Origin of the sequence: Chromobacterium sp. Beijing, assembly GCF_021496765.1 — a bacterium.
Classification (GTDB): domain Bacteria; phylum Pseudomonadota; class Gammaproteobacteria; order Burkholderiales; family Chromobacteriaceae; genus Chromobacterium.
Genome location: NZ_CP053750.1, coordinates 5,363,349 through 5,376,816, shown reverse-complemented (window position 1 = coordinate 5,376,816; position 13,468 = coordinate 5,363,349). Strand labels below are relative to the sequence as shown.

Annotated in this window: 12 protein-coding genes and 1 tRNA gene; 8 read left to right on the top strand and 5 right to left on the bottom strand. The window is 63.0% G+C overall.

Annotated features, from left to right (window positions below):
- Nucleotides 1–59: 59 nt before the first annotated feature.
- On the top strand, nt 60–332 hold the full coding sequence (locus tag HQN78_RS25245) for a DUF1484 family protein (protein ID WP_235087137.1): 273 nt from the start codon (nt 60–62) through the stop codon (nt 330–332).
- A 59-nt stretch (nt 333–391) separates the two neighbouring features.
- Here the strand turns inward: HQN78_RS25245 and HQN78_RS25240 are convergent.
- From HQN78_RS25240 to HQN78_RS25220, 5 genes are all read right to left on the bottom strand, one after another.
- Nucleotides 392–468, bottom strand: a tRNA-Met gene (locus HQN78_RS25240).
- A gap of 425 nt (nt 469–893) precedes the next feature.
- Nucleotides 894–1,520, bottom strand: coding sequence for a VC0807 family protein (locus HQN78_RS25235; RefSeq protein ID WP_227104622.1), 627 nt, complete (start codon nt 1,518–1,520; stop codon nt 894–896).
- Between the two features lie 174 nt (nt 1,521–1,694).
- A complete protein-coding gene (locus tag HQN78_RS25230; protein ID WP_019103612.1) occupies nt 1,695–1,880 on the bottom strand; it encodes a hypothetical protein in 186 nt (61 codons plus the stop codon).
- 255 nt (nt 1,881–2,135) lie between these two features.
- On the bottom strand, nt 2,136–4,196 hold the full coding sequence (gene metG, locus HQN78_RS25225; protein ID WP_235087135.1) for a methionine--tRNA ligase: 2,061 nt from the start codon (nt 4,194–4,196) through the stop codon (nt 2,136–2,138).
- 36 nt (nt 4,197–4,232) lie between these two features.
- A complete protein-coding gene (locus tag HQN78_RS25220; protein ID WP_235087133.1) occupies nt 4,233–5,609 on the bottom strand; it encodes an MFS transporter in 1,377 nt (458 codons plus the stop codon).
- A 575-nt stretch (nt 5,610–6,184) separates the two neighbouring features.
- On the opposite strand from HQN78_RS25220, the gene HQN78_RS25215 reads away from it, so the two are divergent.
- The 7 genes from HQN78_RS25215 to HQN78_RS25185 all read left to right on the top strand — a co-directional run bounded on the left by HQN78_RS25215 (nt 6,185) and on the right by HQN78_RS25185 (nt 13,400).
- On the top strand, nt 6,185–7,579 hold the full coding sequence (locus HQN78_RS25215; protein ID WP_235087131.1) for an L-cystine transporter: 1,395 nt from the start codon (nt 6,185–6,187) through the stop codon (nt 7,577–7,579).
- A 143-nt stretch (nt 7,580–7,722) separates the two neighbouring features.
- Complete coding sequence (locus tag HQN78_RS25210; RefSeq protein ID WP_235087128.1) at nt 7,723–9,060, top strand: CoA-disulfide reductase; 1,338 nt, start codon at nt 7,723–7,725, stop codon at nt 9,058–9,060.
- A 150-nt stretch (nt 9,061–9,210) separates the two neighbouring features.
- Nucleotides 9,211–10,302: an iron-sulfur cluster carrier protein ApbC gene (gene apbC / locus HQN78_RS25205; RefSeq protein WP_235087126.1), complete on the top strand. Its 1,092-nt coding sequence runs from the start codon at nt 9,211–9,213 to the stop codon at nt 10,300–10,302.
- 10 nt (nt 10,303–10,312) lie between these two features.
- Entirely contained in the window at nt 10,313–11,095 is a 783-nt protein-coding gene (gene murI, locus HQN78_RS25200; protein WP_235087122.1) for a glutamate racemase, read from the top strand.
- Nucleotides 11,092–11,544: a ribonuclease domain-containing protein gene (locus HQN78_RS25195; protein ID WP_235087120.1), complete on the top strand. Its 453-nt coding sequence runs from the start codon at nt 11,092–11,094 to the stop codon at nt 11,542–11,544. The genes murI and HQN78_RS25195 overlap by 4 nt, the downstream gene beginning before the upstream one ends.
- Complete coding sequence (locus HQN78_RS25190) at nt 11,535–11,813, top strand: barstar family protein (RefSeq protein ID WP_107800316.1); 279 nt, start codon at nt 11,535–11,537, stop codon at nt 11,811–11,813. The genes HQN78_RS25195 and HQN78_RS25190 overlap by 10 nt, the downstream gene beginning before the upstream one ends.
- 354 nt (nt 11,814–12,167) lie before the next feature.
- The gene (locus HQN78_RS25185; protein ID WP_107800317.1) at nt 12,168–13,400 is read left to right on the top strand and encodes a dicarboxylate/amino acid:cation symporter; all 1,233 of its coding nucleotides are present in this window, start codon (nt 12,168–12,170) and stop codon (nt 13,398–13,400) included.
- Nucleotides 13,401–13,468 lie beyond the last annotated feature (68 nt).

The window sequence follows — 13,468 nt, the reverse complement described above, 5'->3', positions numbered from 1 at the left end:
GCAAACTCATGGACCAAGCCGCCTTACGCCCATCCCCAAGCATGCCGGCGACGATTCCGATGCTGACACTGCTCCGCCAGAACCTGGAGCAGCTGCGGCGGGAGCCGCAGCCGGAATGGCCGCAATTGGAACACGCGTTGGCGCAAGTGGAAAAGACGCTGGAGCAAAATCTGGTGGAACTGAGCGGAGTCAACGCCGCGCTGGCCACCTTGGCCGGCCTGCTAGGCCATCATGAAGACCGGGCGCTGTCCGGCCCCGGAGTGCAGGCGCTGCTGGAGCCCTTGCAACTGAAGCTGGAAGATATTTTCCGGCAGTTGAACGAACTGGCTTAATCGAGAAGGAAAGTAAAACGCAAAAAACCCGAAGCCGTTTGGCTTCGGGTTTTTTAACTTGGTTGCGGGGGCAGGATTTGAACCTACGACCTTCGGGTTATGAGCCCGACGAGCTACCAGACTGCTCCACCCCGCGTCTGATCTGTCTGCTGTGTTTCGTGCAGAGGAGCGAACTATACCCCGCCCCGTTTTTCTGGTCAAGCGTTTTGGAAAAAAAGATTTCTGATGCGGGGAAAGTTCGCACCAAGACGATTCATACTTGTTAACAGTTGATCTTTACTACCACACACCTGATCAACAAAGACCGTCTAAAGTGAACTCAAGGTCAGCGCAGTCGTTCTCCCCGAGCGATTGCGGCCCGAGAAGTCAGCCGCCTGTCTGCCAACAGGCGCTGCCGATGCGGGCGCGATCTTGTGCATTTTGGAAGACATTGCCGCTGCGGTTTCGACTGCCAGCGAAGCCGCAAAACAAGCAGCCGTGTCTTTCCTCCTAAGTGTTCATCACGGAACTTCAGGGCCGCTTTTGCGGCCCTTTTTTTTGTCTATTCGCCCGCGATCCGCTTCAAAGCGCGGCCATGGCCACGGCGGCTTCGCGGCGCATCTTCCGCCTATACAGCAAGGTCATCAGGCACAGCCCGCCCATCACGCCGTAGCTGATGAAGGGCGCCACCAGCAGAAAACGCTCCACCGGCCAGGTCCAGGCCAGATAAGCGCGCCCGCCCGCCTCCAGGCTCAAGCCCAAGCCCCACCACAGCGTCATTTGCTGGATGGCGCGCCTGAAGCCATCCGCGCGCCATAGTTGTTCGAACCGTTCCCGCCCCTGCTCCGATTCCCGCGCCAAGGTCGCCCGCGCCAGATAGAACACCAGCGGCCGACGCAGCGCCAGGGACAGCAGAAAGCCGCAGCCGATCAAACCGGTGATCAGGGACTCGCGCAGCAACAGCAGGCGCGCGTCGCCGCCCAGCAGCATGGCCAGCAAGGACAAGCCTATGCCCAGCAACACCAGCAGGCTCAAAGCGTCCACGCGCCGGAAGCGCAACAGCTCGATCACGCTCCACAGCACCGGCGGCAAGGCGGAAAACATCAGCGCCCCGGCTTCGCCCCAGCGCGGCTCGCCATAGCGGTAGCACAACCAGGGCAGCAGGAAATTGACGATGATTTCCAGTATCAGTTTTGCGCGTTTCGGCACGGCGCCTCCGCCTTCAAATGCAAAAAGCATGAACAATTTGCATCGAAACGTCAACTGCCTGACTTGAGTTTTTCGCAGGGGGAGAAAAAGGACGGGCCAAAAACAAAGCCCCGCATTTTGCGGGGCTTCATCTGTAATCTGCGCAATGGAATGGACAAACGCAGGGGAGTGGCATCAGGCGGCCGCCTGAATGAAGGCGTTGGCGGGATACAAGGCGCTGGCCAAGCCCAAGGCGGACTTGAAAGTCACTTCAAACATCTTGCCAACCTGTCGAATGCTGACCACTTCGTAATGCATGGTAGAGCCGCTGTCCTTGTGCTCAAGGATTTTGTAGCCGGGTTTCAGTTGAGAAATTTTCATGATGGTTCATTCCTTTTTCTTTTTTTTGGGTTGTTCAAAATTCATTTCATCTAGAGACATACCATATTTTCAAAAGTTCCGCCAGCCGGACGAGAATGTTTCGCATTTGGCTTGCAGTGAATGTAACAGCCTCAGATGACAGCCCGGTGAAGGTTTCGGGGCCGCGAAATGACGCGGCCCCTGCATGCCAATATGACAGCAGGGGCCGCGGGACCCAACTAGTAAAAAGAACAGTCAGGATTAGGAACTACCGGCTCAGCCTATGCGCATGCCCGGCTTGGCGCCTTGATCGGCGTCCAGCAAGAACAGGCCTTCGCTGTCGTCCTGGCCGGAAGCGCAGACGATCATGCCTTGCGATACGCCGAAGCGCATCTTGCGCTCGGCCAGATTGGCCACCACCACCACATTGCGGCCCACCAGTTTTTCCGGCTCCTGATAAGCCTTGCGGATGCCGGAGAAGATGTTGCGCTTCTCAAAGCCCATATCCACGGTGAACTGCAGCAGTTTGTCCGAGCCTTCGACAAAGTTGCACTCCAGCACCTTGCCGATGCGCAGGTCCAGCTTGGCGAAGTCGTCGATCTTGATGGTTTCGGCCAGCGGCTCGTATTGAGCGGCGGCCGGGGTGTCTGCGGTGGCTTGCATATTCTGTTTGTTCGCTTCTATCAGTTTGTCGATCAGCACCGGGTCGATGCGCTGCATCAGGTGCTGGTAGGCGTGGATCTTCTTGCCCAGCAGCAGGTTGGCGGCGTCGCTCCAGGCGAGCGGCGCCACGTCGAGGAAGGCTTCCACGCCTTCGGCCAGCTTGGGCAGCACCGGCTTCAGGTAAATGGTGAGCAGGCGGAAGGCGTTGATCAGCACGGTGCAGACTTCCTGCAAGCGCGCGTCCTGGCCTTCCTGCTTGGCCAGTTCCCACGGCTTGTTGGCGTCCACGTAGGCGTTGACCACGTCCGCCAGCGCCATCACGTCGCGCAGCGCCTTGGCGTATTCGCGCGCCTCAAAGGCGGCGGCCAGTTCATCGGCGGCGGCCTGCAGCTTGGCGAGGATGTCGCCGTCGCTGACCTGGCTGGCCAGCATGCCGTCAAAACGCTTGGCGATGAAGCCGGCGGAGCGGCTGGCGATGTTGACGAACTTGCCCACCAGATCGGAATTCACCCGCGCGACGAAGTCGTTCAGGTTCAGATCGATGTCTTCGATGCGGCCGTTCAGTTTGGCGGCGATGTAATAGCGCATCCACTCCGGATTCAGCCCGCAATCCAGATAGCTCTTGGCCTGGATGAAGGTGCCACGCGACTTGGACATCTTCTGCCCGTCCACGGTGAGGAAGCCGTGGGCGAACACGCCGGTGGGCGCGCGCAGGCCGGAGTAGTTCAGCATCGCCGGCCAGAACAGCGCGTGGAAGTACAGGATGTCCTTGCCGATGAAGTGGTACATCTCGGTACGGCTGTCCTTGCCGAACCACTCGTCGAAATTCAGGCCGCTGCGATCGCACAGGTTCTTGAAGCTGGCCATGTAGCCGATGGGCGCGTCCAGCCACACATAGAAGTACTTGCCCGGCGCGCCGGGGATTTCGAAGCCGAAGTACGGCGCGTCGCGGCTGATGTCCCAGTCCTGCAGGCCGCCGGAAATCCACTCGTTCATCTTGTTCAACGATTCCGGCTGCAAATGCGGCTGGGTCGCGCCGTCGGCGCGCACGCTGCCGCCGCCGGTCCATTGCTTGAGGAAGTCGGCGCACTCGCCCAGACGGAAGAAATAGTGCTCGGAGGTTTTCAGCACCGGCTTGGCGCCGGACACCGCCGAGTACGGGTTCTTCAGTTCGGTGGGGTTGTAAGTGGCGCCGCAGACTTCACAGTTGTCGCCGTATTGATCCTTGGCGCTGCACTTGGGGCATTCGCCCTTGACGAAGCGGTCCGGCAGGAACATCTGCTTTTCCGGGTCGAACAACTGCTCGATGGTGCGGCAGGCGATCTTGTCGTCGGCTTTCAAGGCCAGATACACCTGCTCCGCCAGCGCCTTGTTCTCCGGGCTGTTGGTGCTGTAGTAGTTGTCGTGGCCGATCAGGAAGCCCTGGGAATCCGCCAGGTGCAGTTCGCGCACGCTGTCCACCAGCTGTTCCGGGGTGATGCCCTGTTTTTCCGCCGCCAGCATGATGGGGGCGCCGTGGGTGTCGTCGGCGCAGACGTAATAGCATTCGTGGCCGCGCATCTTCTGGAAGCGCACCCAGATATCGGTCTGAATCTGTTCCAGCATGTGACCCAGATGCAGCCCCGCGTTGGCGTAAGGCAGTGCGCTGGTCACCAGAATCTTGCGTTTGCTCATTAGGATTGTTCCAAAGGTGCGATCTGAAACGATCGATTATAGAGGCAGTCGCCCCCGGCGGTCACGACGGATATCCGGGAAACGGCGGCCATCAAGACAAAGCCCGGCCGCGCATGCGGGCCGGGCTGTGCCAGCGGGGCCGGGTTCGGGCTCAGGAAGCCTGATTGGCCAGTTCCGGCTGCTTGGCCTCGGCCTGTTGCGCGCGCTCCAGCATGGCCCGCGCACGGTGCGGCGCGCCACCTGCACATAGGCCAGCGAGAAGGCCAGCGACAGGCAGGCGAAGCCGAGCATGCCGGCCTGCTGGTAAGCGATGCGGAACAGCTCCACGCCCAGCGCGTAGCCGGCCATGGACAGCATGCTCATGCTGGCGGACACCGTGCCCTTGCCGGCGGCGTCGCAGGACATCAGCGCGAAACGGTAGAGCACGCCAAACGCCAGGCCTTCGCCGAAAGCCATCAGCGTCATGCCGGCCACCATGAAGTATTGCGGATGCGCGGACAACAGCACGCCGGACAGCATCAGGCTGAGGCCGATCACGATGGGCCACATGCCGATCAGCGCGGAACGGCCCAGCGGCCAGCGGCCGGCCACCAGCACCAGCGCCAAATTGCCGGCGATCAGGCCGCCGAACACCGGCAGCTGCATCAGGCCGTATTCCAGCGCGCTCATGTGCAGATCATTCACCAACAGCACCGGCGACATGGCGATCCAGCCCATCAGCGGCAGCGCCAGCAGCGGGATGCACAGCGCGGACAGCACGAAGCGGCCGTTGCCGAACACTTTCAGATAATCGCGGCCCATCTGCGCCAGCGGCAGTTTCTCGTGGCTGGGCTGGGTGGTTTCCGGCATTTTCCAGATCAGGCCCAGCAAGGCCAGGAAGGACAGCGCGGCGATCAGCAGGAAGCTGGTGCGCCACGGCGCCAGCTCCATCAGCGCGGCGCCGGCCAGCGGGCCGGCCAGCGGCGCGATCAGCGCCACATTGGCCATCAAGGCGGTGACCTTGACCGCGGCTTTTTCTTCAAAGGCTTCCTGCACCGCGGCGTAACCGACGGCGTTGATGAAGCACAGGCCAATGCCCTGCAGCAGACGCAGCGCGATGAAGGCCTCGATGGAGTTCACCAGATAGGTGGCCAGGCAGGTCACGGTGAAGTAGGCGACGCCGAACAGCAGCACCGGCCGGCGGCCGATGCGGTCGGACAGAGGTCCGGTCAGCCAGGACAGCAGCGCGCCGCCCAGCAGGAAGGCGGTCATGGACGCCGGCACCCAGGAGGCGTCGACCAGGAATTCCCGGGTGACCGCCAACATGGCCGGCTGCACCATGTCGTTGCAGATGTAGACGGCGAATTCGAACAGAACCAGGGCCAGCGGAAACAATAGATTGGAACGGCTAAGCTTTGCGTGTAGAGCGGACATTAGGGAGATGCAGCCTTTCTGAGACCGGCAAGCGGCGCGCTTGCCCATGCGGCCGGACGGACAAGGGCCAAATAAAGCGAAAAAGGGGCGCAATTGTACCTGCAGAAAGCCTAGCGCGCAAAGCAATTTTTGCCACAAACACAATAAAAACAGCAATTTGCAACTCAAACACCCCACGCCCCCGCCAAGAGAAGCGAGACGAGCGCGCAGGCGCCGGCCAAGCCATCGTCGATCGCTCCGGCTCGGCGCCACGGCGCGATTGATAGAAAAACAATCAATAAGCTTATGCTTATTAATATGAGTAAAGCGCGGGGAATATCGGTAAAATCGCCGCTTTTCGCCGTATTCCCCGGCGCGGCCGTGCGGGCTCCCGCCAGCGGCGCCCCGCCGGGCGAAGCTTTTTTATCAGGATTCCAAGCTCGTCTGACCTCGCTCAAAATGCCGACGCCGCGCCGTCGCTACGCTGAGCCCAGCTCGCCGCCCCACCCCAAAACCCGCCCCTGCGCTTTGACGCCAAGCCGGCCCGGGCGGCCAGCGGAACCGGACGACAAAACCAATAGATTAAGGGGTTTCCCATGACCTTGACCGTCATCGCCACGCTAGCCGTCACGCTGGCCTTGTTGGCGCTGCTGTGGCAGCAGCAACGCACTCACGTCTCCTTCACCAAGCGGGTCTTCACCGGCCTGGCGCTGGGCGTCGCCTTCGGCGCCGCGCTGCAATGGCTGGCCCAACCCGGCTCGCCGGCGCTGGCCGCCTGCCTGGAACTGTGCGAAATCATCGGCTCCGGCTACGTCAAGCTGCTGCAGATGATCGTGATCCCGCTGATCATGGTGTCCATCATCGCCGCACTGCTGAAGCTGGAAGGCGGCTCCTCGCTGGGCAAGATCAGCGCCGCCACCCTGGGCGTGCTCTTGTTCACCACCATGCTCGCCGCCGGCGCCGGCATTCTGATGGCCAATCTGTTCGGCCTCAGCGCCGAGGGTCTGACCGCCGGCGCCGCCGAGGTGGCGCGCGGCGAATCGCTGGTGAAGAACCTGAGCACGGTGGAGGACTTGTCCTTCAGCAAGCTGGTGCTGGACTTCCTGCCGGCCAACCCCTTCCTGGACATGACCGGCGCGCGCAAGACCTCCACCATCGCGGTGGTGATCTTCTCGGTGCTGATCGGCCTGTCCGCCACCGGCATCGCCCGCAAAAAACCCGAGCTGTTCGCCAGCTTCAGCCATTTCATCGCCGTGGCCCAGGCCATCGTGATGCGGATGGTGACCCTGGTGCTGCGCCTGACCCCTTACGGCGTATTCGCGCTGATGACCAAGGTGGTGTCCGGTTCCAGCTGGGCCGACATCGTCAACCTGATCAACTTCGTGCTGGCTTCCTACGGCGCGATGCTGCTGATGTTCGCCGTGCACCTGCTGCTGGTGGGCCTGGCCGGCGTCAATCCGCTGCGCTGGACTAAAAAAGTGATCCCGGTGCTGACCTTCGCCTTCACCTCGCGCACCAGCGCCGGCTCCATCCCAATGAACGTGGCCACCCAGAACAAGCTGCTGGGCATTCCGGACGGCATCGCCAATTTCGCCGCCTCCTTCGGCGCCACCATCGGTCAGAACGGCTGCGCCGGCATCTACCCGGCCATGCTGGCGGTGATGATCGCCCCCACCGTGGGCGTCAATCCGATGGATCTGCACTTCATCGTGCCGCTAATCGCCATCATCACCATCAGTTCCTTCGGCGTGGCCGGTGTTGGCGGCGGCGCCACCTTCGCCGCGCTGATCGTGCTGTCCGCGCTGGACTTCCCGGTAGCGCTGGCCGGCCTGCTGATCTCGATCGAACCCTTGATCGACATGGGCCGCACCGCGCTCAACGTCAGCGGCTCCATCACCGCCGGCACCGTGACGAGCCGCCTGCTGGGCCAGACCGATATGCAGGTGTTCAATAGCGACCGCGAGATCAACCTGGACGAAGAAATGGCTTAACAAGCGGCGCGAGACTCCGCCTTGAAAACCGCCTGGGAATGCCTATTTACAACCTGTAAATCCAGCATACTAGGCGGTTTTTCCATTAAAGCCGCCAACTGCCCCACAATGCGGCACAGCAACAACCCGGACGGGAACACACTATGAAAATCGTCATCATCGGCGGCGAAGCCGCCGGCATGAGCGCAGCGGCCAAGGCGCGCCGTAGCGCGCCGCAAGCTGAAATCGACGTCTACGAAATGTCCGACATCATCTCTTTCGGCGCTTGCGGCCTGCCCTACTTCGTCGGCGGCGAGTTCGACGAGCCCGGCTATATGGCCGAATTCAGCGTGGAAGACTTCGCCAAGCGCAATATCCGCGTGCACACCGGCCACCAGGCGCTGAGCATAGACCCCGCCGCCAAACGGGTGCGCGTGCGCCGGCTGGCGGACGGCGAAGCCTTCGACGCCGCTTACGACAAGCTGATGATCGCCACCGGCGCCAGCGAAATCCGCCCACCGCTGCCGGGCCTGGACTTGCCGGGCGTGCATACGCTGCGGGTGATGGAAGACGGCCTGGCGCTGCGCGCGGCCGCAGCCCGCGAGGAAGTGCGCGAAGTCGCCATCATCGGCGCCGGCTTCATCGGCCTGGAGTTAGCCGAAGCCATGGTCCGCCTGGGCAAGCGCGTGCGGCTGATCCAGCTGGCGGAACGGGTGATGCCGGATGCCTTCGACGCTGAAATCACCGGCCTGATGGAGCAGGAGCTGCGCGAACACGGCGTGGCCTTGCACCTGTCCGAGGCCGTCACCGCGCTGCGCGGCGACGGCGCGGTGCAAAGCGTGCTCACCGAGCGCGGCGAATACCCGGCCGACCTGGTGGTGCTGAGCATAGGCATACGCCCCAACACCGCCTTTGCCGCCGACGCCGGCCTGCAGCGCCTGGGCAACGGCGCCATCGTGGTCAACGCCTACGGCGAAACCAGCCTGCCGGACATCTACGCCGCCGGCGACTGCGCCGCCGCGCCGCATCAGCTCACCGGCCAACCGGTCTACGTGGCGCTGGCCACCGGGGCCAACAAGCTGGGCCGGCTGGTGGGCGAGAACCTGGCCGGCGGCCGCCAGGCCTACCCGGGCACCCTGGGCTCCGCCGCGGTGCGGGTGCTGTCGCTGGACGCCGCGCGCACCGGCTTGTCCGAAGCCCAGGCGCGCGCCGCCGGCTTTGATTGCCAAAGCGTGCTGGTCAAGGACAAGAACCACACCAACTACGTGCCGGGCCAGGCGGAAGTCCACGTCAAACTCTGCTACGAAACCGGCAGCCGGCGGCTGCTGGGCGCGCAGATGATAGGCCGCAACGGCGATGTGGTGCATCGGCTGGACGCGCTGGCGGTGGCCATCGCCAAGGGCGTCAGCGCGCGCGAACTGGGCATGATGGACTTCTGCTACGCGCCGCCCTTCGCCCGCACCTGGGACGTGCTCAATGTCGCCGGCAACGTGGTCAAATAAGCCAGGCCGGCAGCCCCCGCCCGCCCGCGCCGATGCCAGCGCGGGCAAGTTGGGGTAAACTGCCGGACAGCCAAAGATTCAACGGATGTCCTCCCCATGCTCTCCAAGCTCACCCGCCTTTTCCAGTCCTCACCGGGAACCGAAAACAGCATGTCACTCAGCGATGCTCAAGTGCTGGAAGCCGTGTCCAGCCTGATCGACGACAACACCGGCAAACCCTTCGTCGCCGCCAAGGCGGTGAAAAACATCAAGATCAGCGACGCCGAACTGTCGCTGGACGTGGTGTTGGCCTATCCGGCCAACAGCCAGCACGAACCGGTTCGCCTGCGCTTTGAAGCCGCGCTGGTGCCGCTGGCCGAGCAACGCAAACTCAGCGTGCGCGTGGGCAGCCTGATCACCAGCCACTCCGCCCAGCGCGGCGTGCCACTGCTCTCCGGCGTCAAGAACGTGATCGCCGTCGCCTCCGGCAAAGGCGGGGTGGGCAAATCCACCACCGCGGCCAACCTGGCGCTGGCGCTGTCCGCGGAAGGCGCGCGCGTCGGCATCCTGGACGCCGACATCTACGGCCCGTCCCAGCCGCTGATGATGGGCTTGCAGGGTCAGCGTCCGGAAACCCCGGACGGCAAAAGCCTGAAGCCGCTGGAAAGCCACGGTGTGCAGACCATGTCCATCGGCTATCTGGTGGACGCGGACCAGGCCATGGTCTGGCGCGGCCCCATGGTCAGCCAGGCGCTGCAACAGCTGCTCAACGACACCCGCTGGGACAATCTGGACTATCTGGTGATCGACATGCCGCCGGGCACCGGCGACATCCAGCTGACGCTGTCTCAAAAAGTGCCGGTCACCGGCGCCGTCATCGTCACCACCCCGCAAGACATCGCGCTACTGGACGCGCGCAAGGGCGTCACCATGTTCCAGAAAGTGGGCATCCCCATCCTGGGCATGGTGGAGAACATGGCCATCCACGTCTGCTCCCACTGCGGCCACGCCGAACACATCTTCGGCGAAGGCGGCGCGGCGCGGATGGCGGCGGACTTCGGCGTGGACGTGCTGGGCTCCCTGCCGCTGGACATGGGCATCCGCCTGGCGGCGGACGGCGGCACCCCCACGGTGGCGGCCGACCCGGACGGCAAGGTGGCGGAACTGTACAAGGCCATCGCCCGCAAAGTGGCGGTGAAGGTGGGCGAGAAAGCCCAGGACTTCTCCGGCAAATTCCCCAAGATCGTCATCCAGAACAACTGACAAACGCATCATGATCGCGATGTTCGACTCCGGCCTCGGCGGCCTTTCGGTATGGAAGGCCGTGCGCGCCGCGCTGCCCGGCTGGGGCATCACCTATCTGGCCGATCAGGCCTACTGCCCCTACGGCCAACGCAGCCACAGCGACATCGCCGAGCGCAGCGTCAGAATGGGCCGCTATCTGCAAGAACAAGGCGCCACCCTGCTGGTGGTGGCCTGCAACACCGCCACCACCGCCGGCATCGCCGCCATGCGCCGCGAGCTTTCCATCCCGCTGGTGGGCATAGAGCCGGCGATCAAGCCGGCGGCGGCCATGAGCCGCACCGGCCGCATCGCCGTGCTGGCCACCCAGGCCACGCTGCAAAGCGAGCGGGTGCGCAAACTGCTGGACACCCACGCCGGCCACGTTGAAGTGCTGCGCCGCGTGGGCGCGGGCTGGGTGGAGCAAGTGGAGGCCGGCGAGCTGGACAGCCCGCGCACGCGCGAACTGGTGGCGGCCGTAGTGCGGCCGCTACTTGACGAGCGCATCGACCACATCGCGCTGGGCTGCACCCATTACCCGTTTCTGGAGCCGCTGATCCGCGAACTGACCGGCGACGGCATCGCCTTGTACGACCCGGCCGAGGCCATCGCCCGGCGCGTGGCCTCCTTGCTGCCGGACGCCGCGCCCGCCGTCGCCCCGGCCTACCGCTTCATCACCACCGACGCCGACAGCGCCGGCATGCGCCGCATCCTGCCGCTGCTGATAGGCGCCGACCACCCGGTTGAATCCCTGCCTCTGGAGCAAGCCCAATGATTCCACGTCTATCGCGCCTGTTGGCGCTGGCCTGTCTGATCGCCGCCCCCGCCGCCTGGGCCTTGCCGCAATGCTCGCTGGTGGCGGTCCAAGTCAATCAGCAAGCCGGCAACAAGCTCAACCAGAACGAGCTGAGCGCGGTGCTGAGCCAGTTGGGCAAGAACGGCCAGCTGCCGGCGCAATTCATCAACAAGCGCCAGGCCAAGAACGCCGGCTGGCAGCCCGGCCGCAGCCTGTGGAGCGTGCCCGGCCTCAACGGCAAATCCATAGGCGGCGACCGTTTCGGCAATTACGAAAAACGTCTGCCCAAGGGGCAATGGCAGGAAGCCGATCTGAACTATAAAGGGGGCAAGCGCGGCGCTTACCGCATCGTGTTCTCCGGTTCCGGCCAGCGTTTCGTCACCGTAGACCACTACAACCGCTTCATCGAGGTGCCACCATGCCAGTGAAAGTTTGCGAACTGCACCACATCAAGAGCCTGGACCAGCTGTTTGACGAGCTGAGCCGCCAGTTGCTCCTGCCGGCCCACTTCGGCCGCAATCTGGACGCGCTGTACGACAGCCTGGCCAAAGACGTGACGGGCCCCTTCGAGATCGTCTGGCGCGAAACCGAGGAAGCGCGCAAGGCGCTGGGCGTGGACCTTTACGCCACCATTCTGGAAATTCTGGAAACCGTGGCCGAGGAACGCGGCGACGTCACGCTGGACATCCACCACTGAAACACCGGGCCGCCGCCGCAAGGCGCCGGGGCGGCCCTTCATCCCGATGGCAAGTTCATCATCATTCGTTTCCGCAACACACACTCCGCTGCGAAATTCAAGACTCGAAATACAACAAAGACAAGCGTTCGCTAATTCACTATAATCCCACCCCTAAATAGGTCAACAACTGTCCTACAACTGGCAGCAATGCCAATAAAATCAAACAACAATAACGTAGGCAGGCCACTACATCGGCAACCTTGACACACACGAAGCGGCTGCTCCCTCCACCGGACCGGCGCCGGCATTGTTTCATTGCGAACTTGCCGTGTTGTTATCAAAACGCTCTCAAATACAGGTAGGAACTTCTCAATGCAGTCGAAAAAACTCACAGGGCTGATCCTCATCGGCCTGGTGCTGGGCATCATCACCGGCTATCTCTATCGCGAGAACGCCGCCAGCGAAGCCGACATCAAAGCCTTCGCCAGCAATATCTCCATCCTGACCGACATCTTCCTGCGCCTGATCAAGATGATCATCGCGCCCTTGGTGGTATCCACCCTGATCGTTGGCATCGCCAAGATGGGCGACGCCAAGACCGTGGGCCGCATCGGCGGCAAGACCATGCTCTGGTTCATCAGCGCGTCCTTGATGTCCCTGACCCTGGGCCTGATCATGGTCAACCTGCTCAAGCCGGGTTTGGCGCTCAACCTGCCGCTGCCGGACACCCACGCCACCAGCGGCATCCAGGCCGGCGCGCTGTCGGTGAAGGACTTTGTCACCCACGCCATTCCCAAGAGCGTGTTTGAAGCGATGGCCACCAATGAGATTCTGCAGATCGTGGTGTTCTCGGTGTTCTTCGGCTGCGCGATGGCCGCTTTGGGCGACCGCGCCAAGCTGCTGATCGACACCATTGACGTGGTGGCCCACGTGATGCTGAAAGTGACCAGCTACGTGATGCTGTTCGCGCCGCTGGCCGTGTTCGGCGCCATCGCCGCCACCGTGGCCAAGGAAGGCCTGAGCATTCTCGCCACCTACGGCAAGTTCATGGCGGAGTTCTACCTGTCCATCGGCATCCTGTGGGGCCTGCTGATCCTGGCCGGCGCGATGTTCATCGGCCCGCGCGTGCTCAAGCTGATGGGCATGATGCGCGAACCGCTGCTGCTGTCCTTCACCACCGCCAGTTCCGAAGCCGCCTACCCCAAGACCCTGGAACAGCTGGAGCGCTTCGGCTGCTCCAACAAGATCGCCAGCTTCGTGCTGCCGATGGGCTACTCCTTCAACCTGGACGGCTCGATGATGTACTGCACTTTCGCCGTCATCTTCATCGCCCAGGCTTACGGCATCGATCTGACGCTGGCGCAGGAAATCTCCATGCTGCTGATCCTGATGCTCACCTCCAAGGGCATGGCCGGCGTGCCGCGCGCCTCGCTGGTGGTGATCGCCGCCACCCTGGCCCAGTTCAACATTCCGGAAGCCGGCTTGCTGCTCTTGCTGGGCATCGACCACTTCCTGGACATGGGCCGCTCCGCCACCAATGTGGTGGGCAACTCCATCGCCACCGCGGTGGTGGCCAAGTGGGAAGGCGAGCTGAAAAAACACTGAGCATGGTCTGCTCCGTTGAACGCGCCGCCCCTCAGGGCGGCGTTTTTTATGGCTAGCTGCGACAAGGC